Consider the following 19,841-nt stretch of genomic DNA (forward strand, 5'->3'; position numbering starts at 1 on the left):
TGTTTCATCTGGACCAATCAATACTCGTGCGGCATCGGGATTAACCGATTTTGATAAGTTGGTGGATAAGGCCATTATCGAAGCCCCTTTACATCAACTGGTTACCATTGAGGACATCGGTAAGGTGGTTTCTTTCTTAGTATCCGATAAAGCCGCATCCATTACTAGGCAAATCCTCTAAGTGGATAGCGGCTATCTTATCAAGGCTTAAAATAAAAACGCTAATGGACTTTTGAGTGAGTTACATGTATTGCCCACCATTAACATCGAAATTAGCACCAGTAATAAAACCACTTTGCTCATCCGCAAGGAAAGCAACAACACGAGCAATTTCCTGAGGTTTACCTAATCGTCCTACAGGAATTTGAGCAACAATCGCTTCTAAAATATCGTCCCTCAGAGAGGCGAGCATCTCGGTATTAATATAGCCAGGGGAGACGGTATTCACCGTGATTCCTTTCTTTGCGACTTCTTGTGCCAGACTTTTGGTAAAACCGTATAATGCGGCTTTTGTGGCGGCGTAATTGCACTGACCGAATTGACCTTTGCGTCCATTAACAGAAGAAATGGTGATGATACGTCCGTAACTATTATCCAACATGTTGGATAACACGGTTTTTGTCATATTAAAAACACTATTTAAATTGGCATTGATGACATCCTGCCATTGTTCTTGTGTCATCTTTTTCAAAGTGGCATCGTTTGTAACACCGGCATTGTTCACTAGAATATCGATTGTACCGTATTTTTCGATGACCAATTCAGTCACTTTCTCACAATCATTGAAGGAAGAAATATCGGCGTAGATAATGTCGATATCAAAGCCTTGCATGGCTTGTTTTTTCTGCCACTCTTTCGCTAAGTCATGATTGCCCTGTTTGAAATAACAGGCAATGACTTGATAATCTAACTTTTGCATTTCTTGGCATATGGCGGTACCAATACCGCCAGTGCCCCCTGTGACTAAAGCAACTCGTTGATTCACTTCTCTCCTCCTTGATGGTTTCATGCAGTAAAAATAAGTGTTATTGTCATCAGAACGGGTCTTGCCTAGGCCTAATGGTTGCCATTTATTTGATAATTTCTACTTCCTCGGCCTCAAGTCCTTTCTGTCCTTTTCTCATTTTAAAAAGAACGGTTGCCCCATCGGGAAGTATTTTGAAGCCGTCACTTTGAATCGAACTAAAGTGGACAAAGTAGTCTTTGCCACTGCTTTCAATAAAACCGAATCCCTTGTCTTTATTAAACCATTTAACTTTACCACGAATTTTATTGGTCATTTTTGTTTATTTCCTTATAACGGAATGTATAAGTGTCCTGCGATGTGGCTGTCTATGTCAATACTTGTTAACCAGAGCTATTAGTGGTTTAATGAGTTGAATCAGTAGTCACTTCGGTGTTTCCCTTTACTTTTTTCAATGAAACCACTTTATCACACTGAATCTCAATGATATTTATTTTAGCAGTAGATACCCCCCAACATCGTATTCTTTTTCCCTCTTTATCGATGAATAGTACGTGAATAACCAAATTGTTCCCATAAGTGTTGTCGATGGTGATGTCTTGAGCCTCATTCGTTTTGGTCAGGAGTCTTCCTAGTGAATTGCCACCACGGTGGAACTCTATTAATACTTCAGTATTGGATAAGGACACATTGTTTATTTTGGAATCCTTATGGTATTGGATGTGATAGGATTGCATGCCGGCATAGGCATTGAGCATCAGGCAGGAAAAAATTGCTGCAAAAATCATTTTAAGAAGGATTACTTTTTTTATTTTAAATGACTTGATATCGTTCATGTGATTCCTATCCTTATCTTTGCCCGTTTACTTTTACTATTTTGTCATAAAATTTTTACATGCCCAATCTTTCAATAGCATAATTCCTTTTTGTCATAATAGAGTTCAGCAAACAGAAAAACTTATTATGAGATTGGAGACTCATTTTAGTTTTTATTAACGCCTCTTAACAAGGATTAATTTGATATGCGCTTATGTCTTGTAGTAGTTCAAATTTGATCTAACAGTTGCCGGTTTTTCAGAAGTGTTTGTCAGGTCAATTTTGATCATTATTGCTAGCACCAGTCGGTGACAAAATGTCACCGACTGGTGGTTAGTGCAAACAATTTATGCGCAGAGTTTTAATTGAAGTGGTTTGGGTTTTTTACCTTTAGCCTTTACAAACTCTCTGCTTTTTCTAAAGTTTGAATAAAAATTCTTTTGATCAGCTTTGGTCTTGGTTTGAGTTTGTTCGATAATATAGAGTCGTAATACTTGTTCGGTGTTTTCATTCATATTAGTTATTTCATCTTCACATTTTTCCCATTTGCTGACAGCTGTGTGCGATTCATGAACCACGGTTTCACCAAATTCACGTAGAGGCATGGAAAAATAGGAGCGAATGAATTTAACTTGATTGCCCGTTAATCTTTCTTCTTGGATAGCTAATTTTTTTATAATTTCATCAGCAACGTAGCGGACATCAATTTTGGGATGCCATTCGTCATTGATGTTAATCATTGTTACATTTTCTAATTCAATAGGAAAACCAAGTCCTTCGTAAAGGAATGTGGGTTCAATTTTAGTTTTCATGGTGTTTCCTCCTCGCTTAAATTGATCACTGTAATAATGGGCATTAGATCATCAGTAAATGTAAGAATAATTCTTGTTTTTTTCCCATCTATATCTTTACCTTCAATACAGTATTTCCAATCCTGCGGTTTTTCATGTATGTAGTTGGATTCATAAGAATCCTTGCTCTTGTTTCTTTTTCTATCATAGCCTGGTTTACCCTCTAAAATATTGAGCACATCAAGATCTGAAATATTTCTTTGTTGTTGCCTCTCTTTTGCATGCTTTACAAAGATATAATTTCTGTCTTTAATTTTCTGCTCAATCAAAGCAAAAAGCTCTTGGCCTGTTTTTTTAGAAGGTTTTGTAACCATTACTTCTATTCCATATTGTTATTATAGTTTTTGTAAACTTAGTTTACAAGATTTGATTTAAAATTTATCAAAGATTGTAGCTGATTGTATATAAATATCACATGTTCCATTATGGAACATGTGCATTTTTTGTAGTTCTATCTTCGAATAATGATTTAATATTGAACTCTTTCCAATTTGGAAACAGTTGCTTACTACTCAATTATGTTCATTAACCAAGGGTAGGGACAAATTATCTCCATCCTTGGGCATTGCTATTAATCTATGAATAGATGCTTATTAGAATGAATTCGCTGCGCTCATGGGTTCCTGGATTTCACGTTGTTTCATCCAGGCTACGTCTGAATTGTCGTGAGATAAGGATTGAATTTGTTGGCTCCACCTTTCCAATGCTTCTTTTCTTTGAGGCGGCATTTCATTCTTATTATAGGTGGCCATTATTTTAGGCATCTTATGCCCTAGACATTTCTCAATCACCACCGGATCAACATGCAAAGTCTCTCCAAGCTGAGTTGCAAAGGTTCGTCTTAAATCATGTGCTGTCCAGTGCGGGATGCCGACTCGTGATTGTATTCTGATTACGGCTCTTGGCATAGCTCGGTCGGATAAAATACTTTGGTCGTCTGCGCCTGATGACGTATTCCGAATTGCTGTGTGCTTTGAGTTCTCGCAATACCTTTTTAGTCAATTCTGTTAGGTGAATTCTCATGACTATGTTGGTTTTAGTATTTTCGGCTGGAATAGTCCATAAGGAGTTTTCAAAATCGAATTCTGACCATTTTGCTACTCGTATTTCTCCTGTTCTTACACCTGTTAGTAGGATAATTTTCAGGGCTGCTCGGATCTGGAAGGAGGTTCCGTGTTCTTCGCTGTCGAGGAATTGCCATAGTGTTTTTACTTCATCGAGAGTTAAATAGCGTTCTCTGGGTTTTTCTATGCCACCTATGTCTCTGGCACGTATGGTCATGGCAGGGTTAAGCAGCATTTCGCCTCGGCTTACTGCGTAGTTAAAGGCTTGTTTTAGTGTGCTTAGTACTTTGTTTGCATGAACAGGGGAGCCGCGACCTACAATCTTATCGAGGGCTTGAGTTATCTCACGAGTTTTTAAATGCTCGAGTTTTTTATTGCCCAATAGGGGAATGATGTCTACTTTTATATGCTGCCAGATTTGCAGAGGCTGAGCACGGTGTTTTTCAATGTAGTTGGCGTACCAGTGGAGTATCAGATTTTTCACTGTGCTTTGATCTTTCTGTTTTTGTTCTGCGATCTGTTCTTTGGGATTTACCTCGCCATGGCGTATGTCACTTAAATCGATAAAACGTTTCTTCGCTTCCGATAAACTCATAGCAGGGTAGTGACCTATGGTAATGAATGCCTTTGGCCGTTGATTTTATAACGGTATAGAAATGTCTTTAGCCCGTTGGGGGTGACTCGAATACCAAAACCGCCATCTCTGAATTCTTCATAGCGAGCAGATATTGGTTTTAGTGATCGAATATAAGCGTCTGTAAATTGTCTTTCCATCATTGCACCTTGCAAAAAATAGGTGTACTTCTAGGTGTACTTTCGTGAGTTCTCACATGAAGTCGTTTGATATTTTTTGAAGTATAACAGATAGTAAAAATTATTAAATAACAATAAGTTAATGATGTTTTTTGATATCAATTGAAACCATTTGAAAAGGGTCTTTTTAAGAATGGGGTGCTAGTGGTCGAAGGTTCAAATCCTTCCGTCCCGACCATCAACTTCTATTCAGTACAATCTGTTGTATATTCCAAAATATCTCCTGGTTGGCAAGATAAATAATTACAAATTGCATCCAGAGTTGATAAACGAATTGCCTTAGCCTTACCGGTTTTTAATATTGATAAATTTTGTTCCGTAATGCCAATTGCTTCTGAAAGTTCTTTTGAGCGAATTTTTCGTTTAGCTAACATGACATCTAAATTTACTATAATAGGCATGGGTGTTTCCTTATACAGTCAGCTGTTGTTCTTCGCGTAATTTACATCCTTCTACCATAATCCAGGAAATTAGAATTACAATCAGTGCTATTAATACCACTCCAATGTTTGTTTGATCTAAAGTTATCGCCGCAAAACGATGCCCTGACGGGTTATATCTTGTTAAGACAAAGCCCATCGCCCCTTGATAGATGGGATCAATGATTTGTGTTATTAATAAGGCATATCCGATATTCCGAATAGAGCGAACATTATTAATGGAGAAGATTTCGCCTTTTTCGTATAACTTAAATAAATTGATTAACGCAAATAAAATGTATAATTGAACAAACATTGGAATACTGCTAAGGCATAAACCCAAGAATTTCTCTGAGCCACTCAGTGTATGTAAAATACTATTAGCATAAGCAGCGGGAATATAATTGAGATTAATAGCCCCACCCATGATCACAAGAGTTCCTGACGATTTGACCCATGCTGTAATTAAAAATAGAGGTAAAGCAATAAATAACACTTGAAATAACACTCTGAAAAATAAACTTATTCGTTGAATTTTTTCCATCTTGATCTCCTCAGTTAACTAAAACTGGGCACATTATGTGCCCATTGCTTACCCAAACACGCCACCATAAGAACGACAGCTCATTTCATGCGCTGATAACGAAAACGCTAATGCGCCAGTAGCTTTTGTTTTATCTGTCGTCATTGAGCATTGCTTTGGTTGATTGAATTGATTCGCGGATAAGGGTAACTCATGGCCATTTACTGACAGAATAACTACTCCAGCTAAATCATAATTATTCATATCAATTGGGACAGTAGTGTTTTTATTGATCTCCATCAATTGAGGCTCACCAAGAACAGGCTGACTGTTATGATTTAGATGAGCAATGCGAAATATAATTTTCATTGGCTGATTTGCAGTAAATAGTACCTCATTAGCATGAACGCCCATGGTTATACCTATTAAACCACAAGCTAAAACACTTAATTTTCTTAATTTCATTTCGACCTCTTTAGTTTATAGAAATATAATTTATCATCGATGACGCGGAGAATATAAGTGATTAATTATCGAAAAACAATAAATTTTTATTAAATAAAATTAATATTCGAATTTTTTGGGTGTTCATTTCAATAATTCAGGAAGTATTATTGTCTAGAACTACCAGTAAGATGCTTAATTAACGATCAATTGTTGAAGTGACTGGCAGAGAACTTGAGGAAGTTATACTTCACCGGATGGCCTGCCGTAACTTAAAAACCTGCTACCCCCTGATTGCCGAGCGACGGCACGTGTCGCAGTAGAGCTTATACGCTTGAAACGGAAGTTGCGACGATCCCCGCCGCATGTCACTGGCCGGTATTCAGGACAAACAATTTATGCGCAGAGATTTAATTGAAGTGGTTTGGGTTTTTTACCTTTGGCATTTACAAAAGCGCTGCTTCTTTCCAATTTGCAAACAGTAGGCTGGGATGTTGCTGAGAGTACAATCAAGTTCATGAGGTACTCCTACATTTTTAACCCTTGGTCGTTCTTTTGCATAAATGATACCATGCTATTCAAAGTGCATATATGGATTTCTTTATGTTATAATTCTGCGCAAAATCAATTGAGACAGCCATGCCCCCAGACACTATTGATTACAGAGAAAAGCTCATCCAAAACGGCATTAAACGGAATTTAATCCCTCCCGCGCTGACTAATGATCAATGCCAGGTGCTGTTTAACAAATTAAAATTTTTCCGCATCTCCTGGATTGGGGAAACATGGCAATTATTGGCGATTCTTGGTGATGAAGCAACGTATAAAAATGTCGATCGAAAAGACAGTTATGATTTGAACATGGCGCATTACGCTGTTTTGTCTGGCGATCTCCAGCGATTGAATCAGGTTCTGGCGCAAAGGCCCACTCTTTTTTATCAATTTGATGCAGAGAAAAGAGGCGCCGCGCATTATGCCGCCCTGTCAGGCAACCTTGTGGTGTTGCAATGGATTAAAGACAATAAGCCTGCCTTATTGAACACAATTGACAAGGCGGGCTGGACTATCGCGCATTATGCCGCACATTCGGGCAACCCTAAGGTATTGCGATGGATTAAAAAAAATCACCTTGAGGCATTATTGATGGATAAGAATGCTCGGGATACTTTCTTAATCGCTGCCGCGCATTCCGGTAATGGAGAGCAACTCAATCTGGCCTTGGCCCTTTGCGGTAACCCCAGCGAAATCAATTTCAGCCGTTTAACCGCTGAAAATGCCACTGCTCTTTCTACTCTGCGCGAGGCGCTTCAAAGCAATTACACATTAACGAGTGTGGTATACCCCTATTTCAGTGAGCTAATGGATGAAATAGAGAAGTTACTTGAAAAGAATGAAGTGATCATTCTTCGACTGAACAAGCTGAGTGACGATTTTACTGTTTTATGTCAACAGGATAAAACAGGTGCGCGAACCTGCCCTTTATCAAAAGACGCGTTATTAGCCCTGTTCACAACGGCTGCCCAGGCCATTTCGCCCCGTATTCCAGAGAAAGACATCAAAGCGCAGTTTTATAAAATCTATAACAACAGCATTCCTTTAAAACATGATGCTGCTTTGGCCGCGAAAGGAAAAATCCTGGACTTTAAAATTAAATCGGAGACATTAACTGGATTTCGCGTCTGTTTTATCAACAAGAAAGTGGCTCAGCTTAAACGGCACGCCATGTCTGATCTTAAGGCATTAATCCTTAAGGCCGATACGTTTACTGAAAACGACTTACGGCAGTGGTATCTGGAGCACCAAGAGTCAGTTAACCGACAAACCAATACCTTGACTGGGTTTTTTTTCAAAACACGTGAAACGGCCTCCCGCGCATTGGTGAGAAACATCTGTAAGGATTTTGGCTTTGATGAGCAACGAATCACGGCTAATCCTGAGAATGATCATTCAGGTAAAGAGGCGATTGCAGTAGTCCGTTAAATTGGCAATTAGGTAAATTTTTCCATACTATCGCTCAACAGAGTCCATTGAGGGCTGCATTTTATTGGGTATAACAATGAAATTTTTTTTATTTCAAATAGTAACGATGGGTTTAATGTCTTTCAATGCCTGGGCGGGTGATTGCAGTCAGGTTTATACCATTGGCGCTTACGACGAAGCGTTTGAGAGCCATGCTGTGGTTTCAAAACTGGGAGCAATCCCCGCTTCGGAAGTACCGCCTGCAATACCACCCTCGTTTTTAGAAAATGATGGTTCCTATGGGGGTGGGGAAGTAACTTGTTCTATTGCAGAAGCCTGCCAATTACTCAAAACGCAACTGGCATCAGGTTTATTGGACAGTAAGGAAAATTGGCATATCTATCTTCTTGAGGCTGTCTGGGGTAAAGACACTTATTTATTACACCCGAATGATTATCGTCTTAAGCATCCTGTGAAGGTGGTGGCGCTCGTTAAGAACGACTGTTAGCTGCAAGATTCAGATTATTTATGTAGGTTAATCTGTACAACATTATTTTATAAAGCCGGCATTATTACTCTTTAACCCGTTTTTTGCGGCATTTAGTAGAACCTTTAATAATAATCATTCACCACAATGATTTCGAATCCATACTCCCATCTATTTTCCTACACACACTGGTCCCAACCCTCCTTTTGCTATAAGCTCGAACAATTGACGAACGGGGATTCCAATGAACACAAAAAAAGGGGTAAGCATTGTTTTATTAGTTGGTAGTATGATCCATTCGTCCTTTGCATTTACACCTATCCACCCCGTTAAAGTTAAAAGTAAAGCGTCAGGAGTTGCTGTTGGTCAATCCAAACAAACGACGTTCATCGATTTTTCAGGTACCTGGAAAGGCAAGTGCGCATTCAATGATTATGAAACGGAAGAAACCGTTATTATTAAAAATACAGCCGAATACATCAAATTTGGCAATAAACTATTTATCGTGGGGGATAGCTTATATTCGGAAAGTAATACACGCCCGCAAGTCACTTATTTCGATCATAAACAATTGCAATGGTCTCAAGATGGAAAATCATTAATCATACACGGTACAAAAGTAGTTGGTGCTCGATTAGACACACCCTTGTCTACTTATCTTTTCACTGACCGCATGTCGTTAGTGGATGATCAGATTGTGATAAGTATAAAGGTCAAAGGGTTTCAAAACATGAAACTTATCATGGAAGACAACGGCCATTGTCTGCTTGACAGAGTCTAAACCAATCAAGTGTTCTTCCTCTAGTCTGGGTTACAAGCCTTGGGATTGCCCTGTGTTTCTATCCTGGAAATAACCGCCCCATCCATCAAAAAACAAATAAAGCGAATGGAGTAGCGAATATGCCACAGGTTAGTCTTGAATTTTCGGGGATTTGTCAACAACTTCTTCAGGCAGAAGGCGAGCCAGAAATACCATTTGATTAAAACAACGGAGAGGCTTTCAGACAACGGGTTTTCTGTGGGAAGAGGGTAGGTTTCCATGAATGCCTGCAATTTCGTTGTATCCAGTGACACGCTGCGATTATCATAAACCGTGCACCAGGCGAGCAACGTATCGAGGTAATCAGCCGTTGGGTCAAACAGGCCCGCCGTTTCCCAGTCGACCACCCAAAAATGGCCGTTTTCCCAAAGCACGTTTTTAGGTTTTAAATCATTATGACAAAGGACGGTGCCTTTGAGCGCGCTCAGGGCATTCAGTAACCGATCTCTGTGGGTTACGAGGTAAGTCGAGAGGGCATTGATTTTGGGGAAAAAATAAGAGGGATGAGTACATGACGACAGTTTATCCCACAGCGAAAGGGTTATAATTTTTTCACCAATCTGCTTGTAGACGGTAAATTTTTCCTGCGCCAAGGCCTCATTAAACTGCAAGGACGTCTGATGCAGGTGAGCGAGAAACGCAGCCATCTGCTGCACATGGCTGCTCGACAGGTCCTGATTTTCGCGCACCACGGCATCAAGCTCTGGATAGAGTAAAATTAAATCATTGGCTGTCTGAACAAGGCAATCCTCTCCCGCGAAATAGGCCGACATCACATGCCCTGTCCCGGATAACTGCGAGGCAATCTGTTCGCTAAACCGAAGCGATTCCATCAGTTTTTCAAGTTCGACCGCGTAATCCTGAACGTACTTTGCTTTATTAATCGTCTTGACCACGTAACGTGTTGAACCGCAGGTTGCCTGATAAGCCGAATTGACATCGCCGCCGCCGAGTGGCTTGATGATTTTGAGTGGATGCGGCAAACCCAAAGCTTGGGTTATAAACGTCAGTTCCTCCGGTTTAAGCATAAAAGACGTGGTCCTTGCTGATTATTTAAAGTACTTATAGTAAGGATGGGTCGCATAATCAAGGATGGCCTTGTCCCCGCTGCTGTCGCCATATGCATAAACGGTTCGGGGCGCATGACCGATTAATTGAAGAACCTGTTGCAGTTTTTCTTCACCATTACAACTTTTTCCTTCCAGGGCCCCGGTGGCCTGCCCGTTTCCATCAAAGGCAATTTTTGTGGAAACCAGGGCATTAAACGCATGACTGAGTGACCAATGCGTCATGTACAAATCGTAGGCCGCCGTAGCCAGGATGCAATAATGGCCCTGGCTTTTATGCCAGTTTAAGCGTTGACAGGCGCTGTCCCTTATCAAGGAAGGCAGCACGGTGTCCGAGAACAGTTGACCCTGCTGAAAAAGATAATCGCGGGAGAGGTTGGTAAAAAAGGAGCGGGCGATGCGGTGGTTTAACTCATCAAGCGCCATGCGATTGAGGTGATATAACAGCAACGCGTGCAATTGACGCGCCGCTTTGGTAAAGACAGAGGGACCAAAGACAAAGCGCAGAAACGGCACGGTGGTGCTTTTTCGCGTGATGGTCCCGTCAAAATCAAAAATAGCCACCGGTTGCCTCTCACCTGGTTGCTCAATCATGTCTACTCTCTTGCTTTGCTAAGCCGTTGACTCTGCCGATACCTGCATTGATTATAGCGTATTCTGTGACCAGGCTTCATGCAGCCGAAGCGCATGGAATCAGCTTCTGTGACAAAAATGCTCTATAGTTAAACATTATGTCTTGTTTTGGTTTTAATGATGACCAATCAGTTAGAAACCTTGTTACTTGATCAAATCCTTCGCTATGCGCAAACCCAACCCGAAAAGATAGCCTTAAAATTTCTAAAAGAGGATTATAAAACCACCCAGACGCTGACTTACGCTCAACTTGCTGAACAGGTGGAGTCTTTAACCAACGCCATACTTCAAGCTCAGCAGCAAAGAAACCTGCCTTTAACCCAGCAATCGATAGTATTGATTTTTGATTCAGGCATTGAATACATCATTTCCTTTTTAGCGGTAATACACTCTGGAAATATTGCCATCACGGCCTATCCCCCTCGTCAGCTAAGGCATTTAAATCGGCTGTTAAAAATCATTGAAAATTCCCATACGTCGCTGGTCTTAACCACGGAGCAGATTAAACATTACTGTGAGCTCAATCAATTTGCCTTTCCTCAAAGCAGCACCGTGATTGCCATTGAAACCTTACAGGAAAAACGGGTTAATTTTGAGGGCGAAAAACCCGTTGTCAGTCCCGATTTGACTGCTTTTTTACAGTACACCTCCGGCTCCACCGGAACACCCAAAGGGGTTATCGTTACGCACAGAAATATCGTTGCCAATCTCGCCCTCATGACGGACTTGGTCGGTGAAGGAACATTGAAACGATGCGTCTCCTGGCTCCCCATTTTTCATGACATGGGGCTCATGGGGAACACCCTGCTGCCGTTGTATCTTGGCTCCACCAGTGTGTTTATGGCGCCGCTGACGTTTATAAAAAACCCGCTTTTCTGGTTGACGACCCTAAGCCAAGAGAAAGGCACGTATACCATGGCGCCCAATTTTGCCTACGATTTGGCTGCTGACGCGCTGGCAGCGACTGATGCATCCACTCTTCACCTGGATTTTTCCAGTGTGCGTTGCCTGGTAAACGGCGCTGAGCCGGTTAAACCCAAAACCGTGAAACGCTTTGAGCAATTACTGGCACCGTATGGATTAGCAAAAAACACGATGCGGACGGGTTATGGTATGGCTGAAACAACCCTCTGTATCTCGTTTGAATCCAGAAAAAAACGCTTTGTTAAAGTGGATAAACGCACATGGGAACAGGGGATTGTTACCGAGAGCGAGCCCGAGTCAGCACATACAGAACTGGTGTGCTGCGGGGTCATCCCGAATTCATACCAGTTAAGGATAGTCGACCCGTCTACACGGCAGGTCCTTTCCCCAAATCAGGTGGGAGAAATCTGGGTTCAGGGGGATTCTGTGGCGAGAGGCTATTATAACGATCCGGAGCAAACCCGCGAAACCTTCCACGCGATGACCAGCGACACCCGCGAAGGCCCGTTCTTAAGGACAGGCGATTTGGGGTTTGTCACCCAGGATCGCGTACTGGTTGTTTGCGGCCGCGTCAAAGATTTGCTGATCGTCAATGGGCGTAATATTTATCCTCAGGACATCGAAGCAGCCTGTTATGAATGCGATCCCGCATTATTAATGAACAGTGCGGCGGCTTTTTCCGTGGAGAATGAACAGTCTGAAGGCTGTGTCATTATTGCGGAAGTGACCCCTGATCTTGATGAAGCAGTCTATCAGCGCATTCTTCAGCAAATCAAAAAAGCGGTATTTGACAGTGTGGATGTTGTTCCCAACGACATTGTGCTTATCCCCCCACGAAAAATATTTAAAACAAGCAGCGGTAAAATTCAGCGCCGAGCCTGTAAAAAAGCGTATCTTCAAGACGAATTTGAGGTCATTGCCCGTTTGCATCCCGTGCAGGAAAGCCTTCAAAGCACCATTACCCTTAATCCGGTTCGGGGCGAGAATGAGGTGATTCACTGGTTGAAGCAATGGGTTTCTCTGCAGATGAAAATTCCCCTGGAACAAATTGACAGTCACAGGGCCTTTGCTGAATACGGCCTGAGTTCGGTGGCCTTGGTCACCATGGTGGGCGAGCTTGAAACCGTCCTGCAAAAGCCTCTGGATCCATGGCTGGTCTGGGAGTTTCCCACGATTAGCCAGCTAAGTGAGCAGCTTGTGGCCAAAGCCAGGCACGAGGTGCAGGAAGAGGAAACGGCCTCGTATGAGCCGATTGCACTCATCGGCATGCATTGTCTTTTCCCCGGACAGGACGCCAACAACCTCGATGGGGTGGCCGCGTTCTGGGAAAATCTCAAAGGCAACACGGATAACATCACCCCCATCCCACTGGATCGGTGGGATAATCGTCTGTACTTCGATGCCGATCGGGAGAAAAAAGGCCACATGTATTGTTCTGCCGGTGGTTTCTTAAGCCGTATTGACCAGTTCGATGCCAAATTTTTTGCTATTTCTCCCCGGGAAGCGGCTTACCTTGATCCGCAACAGCGATTATTGCTTCAAGTGACCTGGCATGCGTTGGAGGACGCGAAACTTGCTCCTGACAGTCTAAAGCATTCCAGGACAGGGATTTACATTGGCCTTAGTACGCACGATTACGATCAGTTAATTCACAAACAGGTTCCCCTTGATGAATTAAACCTTTATCAGGCGACGGGGACCAGTTTCTCAACCGCTGCCGGGCGTCTGGCTTATTTTTTAGGAACCCAAGGCCCCTGCATGGCCATCGATACCGCCTGTTCCTCGTCGCTGGTGAGCGTTCATCAGGCCTGCCGCAGCTTACAGGACGGCGATTGCCGTTTGGCCATCGCCGGGGGCGTTAATCTGATTTTAGCGCCGGAAGGCAACATTATTTTCTGTAAAAGCAACATGTTATCAGCAAAAAATCGTTGTTCTACGTTTGACATCAGCGCGGACGGTTATGTACGCGGTGAAGGGTGCGGCATTGTTATTTTAAAAAAACTTTCGGATGCGCTTCGTGATGGCAATACCATTTATGCCGTCATTCATGGCAGTGCCGTGGATCAGGATGGCGCAAGCAATGGTTTGACCGCGCCCAATTTGCAGGCACAAATGGAAGTGATCCAAACGGCGCTTCAGCGGGCCAACCTTAAAGCGGAGCAGATTACCCATGTGGAAGCACATGGCACAGGCACCGAACTGGGTGATCCCATTGAGTGGGAAGGCATTCGCCGCACCTATGGTCTCACGCGCAAAACGCCGCTTTATATCACGTCATTAAAGACCCGCATTGGCCACCTCGAAGCAGCGGCCGGAATAGCCGGACTGATAAAAACCGCCCTGGCGATTCAACAGGGGCAAATCCCGGCTCATCTTCACCTGCACCAATTTAATCCCAAATTGCATCAGCAGGACACCATGAAGGTGCCGGGGGAATTGACCGACTGGCATGTCGAAAGCCGTTATGCCGGCGTCAGTTCATTTGGATTTAGCGGGACCAATGCCCACGTGATTTTAGGGGAAGCGCCCAAAGCAGCGCCAAAGGTTGAAAAAGTGACTCGCTCCACGCATTTGTGGGTGGTGAGCGCTCAGGACAAAGACACATTACAGACCTACCTGAACCATTACCTTGCCTACGGGCAACAACAGGCAGACACCATCCATTTCGCCTCCTTCTGCCATCAACTCTTAACGGCACGGGCGCATTTGCCGCAGCGTGCGTTCATTGTGGCAGACAATACGGCGCAATGGCTGGCTAAATTAAAGGACAACGACTGGTACGATGGGGAGGTTACGGAGTCCCATGCCATGGCCTGGCTCTTTACCGGCCAGGGTTGCTTACGGCCTGACGTGGCCGCTCCGTTGTATGCCACAATCCCCCAGTTTGCAGCCATTATTGATCACTGCTGTCTGCTTTCCCAGAAATGGCTGCCTTATGATCTGAAAGAAATGCTGCTGAAGACCCCGGAGTCAGTCGATATCAATCACACCCAATACGCACAACCGGCGCTTTTTGTCTATGAATATGCCCTGGCCCAATGGCTATGGGCTTTGGGTTTGCGGCCGCATTGCCTGTTGGGCCATAGCTTGGGAGAGTATGTCGCTGCCTGCTTTGCCGAAATCATGTCGCTTGATGAGGCGCTGATGCTGGTCTGCCAACGGGCCATGCTGTTTGCTCAATTACCGGGTGATGGGGCCATGCTGGCTGTTTTTGCTGAGCAATCGCTTGTGGAGTCGTTAATTAAACCGATTGACGACCTGGTGATTGCTTTAAAAAATGGCCCGGAACAAATGGTTGTGTCCGGTACGCATGAAGCCATAGCCGCCTGTCAGCGGGCTTGTCAGCAACACAATCTACGCTGTAAGACACTGGCGACCTCGCATGCCTTCCATTCACCCCTGATGCAGCCTGTTGCTCAGGAATTTGCCAAAATGGCCGCCGCCATTCATTACAAGCCTGCCAAAATCCCGGTGATATCCAACGTCACCGGCGTTGAACTGCAAGAGGGTGAAATCAATGCGGATTATTGGTGTCGACACATGCTTCAACCCGTGGAATACCATCGGGGGCTCAAGACCCTTCGTGACAAAGGCATGCAACTCTTTTTGGAAATTGGTCCTAAAGCGGTGCTTGTTTCCCAACTCCAGGGCATGGATGATGTGCTTGGTTTAGCCGCCGTTTCCGACTGTTCAAGGCCCTGGCCAGGCTTGCTGACTACCCTGGGCCATTTATACCTGAAAGGCGTTCCCATTCATTGGCCGGTTCTGGATAAACACCAGACGTTGGTTGACGAGCCACTCCTTAAATACCCCTTCAAAGGAAAACATCACTGGCTGCCGGAAGGGACTCGCTACTCCGACAGGGAGACTGCAGAAAACACCTGGAAATCCTGCCTTTATGAGCCTGGCTGGCAAACGCTGGACTGGCAGCCAGAGCCACACCCTGCTTTGCAGAGCAGGGTCTTACTGATAGGGTGGAATGAAAACCAGCGCCTGGATGACTACTGTACCTTTTTAAAATCAGACGGTGACAATGCGCACATTCTGGTTTATCGCGGCGAGGTGCCGCCCAGAAGTGCGTTGTCCACCTGTCTGAAGCAGGCTGACTTCCTTGTTTATCTCTGCTTTAAAGAAGAAGGTAACGTTGAAGACGAAACGGCGTTCATGATGGCGTTGTCGCAGGAATTGGTAACGCACGACCCGAAAAAACCCCTGCTTTTATTAACTGCGGACAACTCGCTGATCGGTGCCGCCTTAGGCGCCTTACTTCAGTCCGTGAAACAGGAGTACCCCGCCTGGCCGGTGCGTTGTTTACAGGTAGCCGATGAAACCGCCTGTCCCGGGCTTGATTTCATCTTCGCCAGGCAGACACCGTCTGTGGCATTGCGCTATGGTGCAACCGGCTGCTACGAGCGGAAACTAATCAAGCCGCTGAATGCGGTGACGCCGACTGAGTTTAAACTCTCGGCAGAGGATGTGTGTTTGATTACCGGTGCTTCGGGCGATATTGGCCAAGCGCTCATCGAGGCGTTGTCAACGCTTGGTTTAACCCATGTGATTGCGGTGGGGCGGCGCGAAACGGAACCGCAATGGTCGGTGGTTATTCAGCAAAAAAGGGCTCAGGGGTTGCAGCTGCATTATTGTTGCTGTGATGTATCCAAGGCCGATGATGTGGAAAACCTGCTGAAAAATCTGCCGGTCTCTTGTCCTCCCCTGACCATGATCATTCATGCGGCCGGTACCACCATTGACCAGCCATGGCTTAAAACCACCGAAGAGGAAATAAGCATCATCCTCAGGGCAAAAGCCCTGGGGGCCTGGTTTCTCCATCAGGCCACCCTCCGTTATTCACTCAAAGCGTTCATTTGCATTTCTTCCCTAAGCGCGTTATTCGGTAACCAGGGCCAGGCACTTTATGCTGCTGCCAATGCGTATTTAAAAGCGTTGGTCACTTTACGACGCCATCAGCATCGTGCCGCACAGTCGTTGATTTTAGGTCCGGTAAAAAACACCGGTTTATTTAAAAAGAATGAAAAAGCGCTGACCGCTTATTTGGCCGAGCGAGGCATCGCGCCCATAACCTTAAGCGAGCTTCAATCCGTTGTTAAACAGCAGTTGGCTTGTCCGCAACTGATTGTCGGGCATTTTTTAAAACCCTTGGATGAGCTGGATTCCGTTACCGAGGCGGCTCAGGCCAGTGAGGTCGGCCGTGACGAAGCGGGCGATGGCAAGGTTGTCAGGGCAGAGGATATTCTTAAGTCGGCGCAAGGTATTCTTTGCGTGGCCGCCGGTGATTTATCGATCCATGACAACTGGTTTGAAGCGGGCATGGATTCGATTATGGCCGCGCAACTGGCGCATCAGCTTAATCGAAAATACCAAAAAAAATGCCTGACCGCCAAAGACATTTTTACTTACTCCTCCGCTGCGCAGTTGGCAGAAAAAATCCATCAGGCCTTGCAGGATGCTCAGGCCTCGCCGGCGCAGTCCATGGGCAGAGCCCGTTTAGCAAGGACAGTCCCTCTTTCCTTACAGCAACAGGAAGTATGGAATTTCATCAAAAAATCCCCTGAACCAGAGGCCTACCATCTGCCCATTGCCATACGCATTGAAACCACCGTATGCAGCGAAAGGTTGCAGAAAGCCCTGTCTCAGGTCCTGGCCCGTCACGATGTGTTGCGCTGCAGTTTTCATGAGGTGTCAGGACAGGTCCATCAACAGGTTCATGAAGACTGTCAGCTTCACCTTGAATTGTTGGATTCCGCCAATGAAGCGGACGCGGCCGCTTTTTTCCGCCTGCCTTTTGATTTGGCCAAAGCCCCATTAATCCGGACCCGACTCATTAAGCAGGGAGAGGGGCGGTATTTATGGTTGCTTAATTTTCATCATCTCATCGGAGATGGCTACACGGTGACATCATTTATCCATGAAACCTGTCGAGCCTATGAAGGGGAAATGCTTGATGGAAAACCGCCGCAATACGGCGAGTTCATTGCCTGGCAATGGGATACGGTCTATCCTGCCTTGAATGAGGGGTTGAAAACCCATTGGTATCAAACGCTGAAAGCGATCCCGGTAACCGTTCCGCTCGCCACGGAAACCAACGAACCCATGGAGGCCCGCATCCTCTCTGAATCCCTGCCGCTGGAAAAAATAAAACGCAGCGTAACGGTAATTGAAAAGCACAATCTGTCCATGAGTAATTTTTTATTGGCTAACCTGTTTGAGGTGTTGCTTGCCGCTTTTCAACAGGAACAGCTGGGTATTGTGGTCTTTTTTTCCGGTCGGGGGGACGGTGAATTCACCACGGTTTTTGGCGATACGTCCAACGATGTGGTCATCACATCCAGGCGCGAAACCAGTATTTTTACCCATAGCCAATTACTGCAGGAGCAGATTTTATCATTGGAAGACAAGCAGTATTTCCGTCTGGCGCTTTTAAAGGCGCTCGGATTGGAAAAACCCACAATTTCGTTTGATTTTCAGCGCGGCATTGAACTGAATCTTAAAACCAGCCTGCCCATGACCATTCTTAAAACCAGCAATGTGCAGAATTATTTATGGGGGGACGAGCCACGGTTGTTATCGTTTAAAGTGTCCCTGGCTGAAAATCACTTGAAATTCGCGTTGAAATACCGCGCGGATAAAATTAAGAAAGAAACAGCGCAGGCCTTGCTGGATAAGTGGCTGGCTTATTTGCAGAGCCATGAAAAAACAGGCTCCGTTAACCAGGATGCCGTGGAAAACAGGCGCAGTCATCCAGCGTCCGCCTTGCAAGTCAACCTGTGGCAATTACTAAAAAACCACCCGAATGGCTTACCCTATTCAATCCCCTTATTCAAAGTACTGGACGCTTCGGTGGACATTCCTCAATTGAATAAGGCGTTGCAAAAAACCATTCAAAACAACCCGGCCTTGCGTGTCTCTTTCCGCGAGGGGAATCACGGCCTGCAATGGCAAATTCACCCCGAGGCGGCCTTGTCTATCCAACGCATTGACACCACGAACCTTGATGAAACCTTGGGTGGCTTGTTAGCTGAACCGATTGATCCAGAAAAACCGCCACTGCTTAAGGCTTGTCTGCTAGTGCCGAAGGACCAGGAAAACAGGATTTTATTTTTCAAGCTGCATCACCTGGTCTGTGATGGCGTGGGGGCTGAACTCTTTCTTAAAGAGCTTGAACGATGGTATGACGCGCCTGATGAGGCAGTCGACCGCGCCGAAAAAGACGCGGATTATTTAAGCCAGTATCAGCAGGAACAATCGGCCTATCATCAAAATCTAAGTGACTATGCCCGTTACCTTGCCAAAACCAATGCGCTGCTTTCTGAAGGTGATTGGCTGCCGCAGGGGTGTCAGGAACCTCAGTTTATGAGTGGTGTTGTTTATCAGCAAATCCCCAAAGAACTCACGGCAAAAATACTGGCGTTCTGCCAGAAAAATCAGTTTTCAAGCTATGCCTTTTATCTTCACCTGTTCTGTAAGGCGCTGACTGCCCTTACCCGACGGGAAGCGGTTTACATCAGTCTCGTCAAATCAAACCGTCTTGTTAAGGCGCAGCAGACCCGAATAGGGTATTACGCCGATAATATTCCGGCTGTCCTGTCCATGCCTGATTCTCTCGATTTGGTGAATCAGATAAAGCAAACCCAGATGAGGGTGATTGAATTGATTGAGCAGTACCAGCAGGCGTTTTTGGAAGAGGACATGAAAACCATGGATTACCGGCAACCGCCGTTTATTTTCAATCAATACAAAGTGGATCAGGAAAGCCGGCTGTTTCAGTCAGCCGATTACCTGATTCCTTCTCTCCTTGAAAAAGGCGACAGGAAAGTCACCATTTGGAATTACCCTAACCCTGAAAAATTGAATCTGCTGGTGCGAAGCAGTCCATTGGGAGACCGAATGGGACTGGCCTTCAACCCACACTTTTTCAGTGAGGACGAGGCCTGTTTATTTTTACAAAATCTCTTGCAGGCCATCGAATCGAGTCTTGAGTGATAACTGTGTTTCCTTGCTTGGCAAAATCAACGGGTTTGCGCGCTAAACTCCTCGCG

At 44.8% G+C, this 19,841-nt stretch carries 14 protein-coding genes and 2 pseudogenes; 5 read left to right on the forward strand and 11 right to left on the reverse strand.

Going from position 1 to position 19,841, the window contains the following annotated elements:
- Positions 1 to 7: 7 nt before the first annotated feature.
- Positions 8 to 181 (forward strand): annotated as a pseudogene (locus DYE45_RS02915) (SDR family oxidoreductase); the annotation flags it as partial.
- Positions 182 to 241: 60 nt separating this feature from the next.
- Here the strand turns inward: DYE45_RS02915 and phbB are convergent.
- From phbB to DYE45_RS02965, 9 genes and pseudogenes are all read right to left on the reverse strand, one after another.
- Positions 242 to 985: an acetoacetyl-CoA reductase gene (phbB, locus tag DYE45_RS02920; protein ID WP_165481698.1), complete on the reverse strand. Its 744-nt coding sequence runs from the start codon at positions 983 to 985 to the stop codon at positions 242 to 244.
- Positions 986 to 1,070: 85 nt separating this feature from the next.
- Positions 1,071 to 1,280 (reverse strand): cold-shock protein, encoded by a 210-nt coding sequence (locus DYE45_RS02925; protein ID WP_115300438.1) that lies wholly within the window; start codon positions 1,278 to 1,280, stop codon positions 1,071 to 1,073.
- 88 nt (positions 1,281 to 1,368) lie between these two features.
- Positions 1,369 to 1,800, reverse strand: coding sequence for a hypothetical protein (locus DYE45_RS02930; RefSeq protein WP_115300439.1), 432 nt, complete (start codon positions 1,798 to 1,800; stop codon positions 1,369 to 1,371).
- A 327-nt stretch (positions 1,801 to 2,127) separates the two neighbouring features.
- Entirely contained in the window at positions 2,128 to 2,592 is a 465-nt protein-coding gene (locus tag DYE45_RS02935; protein ID WP_115300440.1) for a hypothetical protein, read from the reverse strand.
- Complete coding sequence (locus tag DYE45_RS02940) at positions 2,589 to 2,945, reverse strand: DUF4258 domain-containing protein (protein WP_115300441.1); 357 nt, start codon at positions 2,943 to 2,945, stop codon at positions 2,589 to 2,591. The genes DYE45_RS02935 and DYE45_RS02940 overlap by 4 nt, the downstream gene beginning before the upstream one ends.
- Before the next feature lie 279 nt (positions 2,946 to 3,224).
- Positions 3,225 to 4,469: pseudogene (locus DYE45_RS14865) on the reverse strand (tyrosine-type recombinase/integrase).
- Between the two features lie 224 nt (positions 4,470 to 4,693).
- Positions 4,694 to 4,909, reverse strand: coding sequence for a helix-turn-helix domain-containing protein (locus DYE45_RS02955; RefSeq protein WP_115300443.1), 216 nt, complete (start codon positions 4,907 to 4,909; stop codon positions 4,694 to 4,696).
- Positions 4,910 to 4,919: 10 nt separating this feature from the next.
- Positions 4,920 to 5,471 carry a DUF2975 domain-containing protein gene (locus tag DYE45_RS02960; protein ID WP_115300444.1) on the reverse strand — a complete coding sequence of 184 codons (552 nt, stop codon included), beginning with the start codon at positions 5,469 to 5,471 and terminating at the stop codon, positions 4,920 to 4,922.
- A gap of 48 nt (positions 5,472 to 5,519) precedes the next feature.
- Positions 5,520 to 5,915, reverse strand: a complete 396-nt coding sequence (locus tag DYE45_RS02965; RefSeq protein ID WP_115300445.1) for a hypothetical protein — start codon at positions 5,913 to 5,915, stop codon at positions 5,520 to 5,522.
- Between the two features lie 618 nt (positions 5,916 to 6,533).
- Between DYE45_RS02965 and DYE45_RS02970 the strand changes: the two genes are divergently transcribed.
- The 3 genes from DYE45_RS02970 (at position 6,534) to DYE45_RS02980 (ending at position 9,121) form a co-directional block, all read left to right on the forward strand.
- Entirely contained in the window at positions 6,534 to 7,874 is a 1,341-nt protein-coding gene (locus DYE45_RS02970) for an ankyrin repeat domain-containing protein (RefSeq protein ID WP_115300446.1), read from the forward strand.
- A 106-nt stretch (positions 7,875 to 7,980) separates the two neighbouring features.
- Positions 7,981 to 8,361: a DVU_2496 family lipoprotein gene (locus DYE45_RS02975; RefSeq protein ID WP_165481699.1), complete on the forward strand. Its 381-nt coding sequence runs from the start codon at positions 7,981 to 7,983 to the stop codon at positions 8,359 to 8,361.
- Between the two features lie 223 nt (positions 8,362 to 8,584).
- Positions 8,585 to 9,121 carry a hypothetical protein gene (locus DYE45_RS02980; RefSeq protein ID WP_108294531.1) on the forward strand — a complete coding sequence of 179 codons (537 nt, stop codon included), beginning with the start codon at positions 8,585 to 8,587 and terminating at the stop codon, positions 9,119 to 9,121.
- Between the two features lie 20 nt (positions 9,122 to 9,141).
- Here the strand turns inward: DYE45_RS02980 and DYE45_RS02985 are convergent, their stop codons facing one another.
- Together DYE45_RS02985 and DYE45_RS02990 are read right to left on the reverse strand one after the other, a co-directional pair.
- Positions 9,142 to 10,188 carry an aminoglycoside phosphotransferase family protein gene (locus DYE45_RS02985; RefSeq protein WP_108294533.1) on the reverse strand — a complete coding sequence of 349 codons (1,047 nt, stop codon included), beginning with the start codon at positions 10,186 to 10,188 and terminating at the stop codon, positions 9,142 to 9,144.
- 21 nt (positions 10,189 to 10,209) lie between these two features.
- Positions 10,210 to 10,821: an HAD-IB family hydrolase gene (locus DYE45_RS02990; protein ID WP_108294535.1), complete on the reverse strand. Its 612-nt coding sequence runs from the start codon at positions 10,819 to 10,821 to the stop codon at positions 10,210 to 10,212.
- Positions 10,822 to 10,977: 156 nt separating this feature from the next.
- Between DYE45_RS02990 and DYE45_RS02995 the strand changes: the two genes are divergently transcribed.
- Positions 10,978 to 19,785, forward strand: a complete 8,808-nt coding sequence (locus DYE45_RS02995; RefSeq protein WP_256594872.1) for a type I polyketide synthase — start codon at positions 10,978 to 10,980, stop codon at positions 19,783 to 19,785.
- Positions 19,786 to 19,841 lie beyond the last annotated feature (56 nt).

The sequence above is a fragment of the Legionella taurinensis genome, from assembly GCF_900452865.1.
In the GTDB taxonomy this organism is placed as follows: domain Bacteria; phylum Pseudomonadota; class Gammaproteobacteria; order Legionellales; family Legionellaceae; genus Legionella_C; species Legionella_C taurinensis.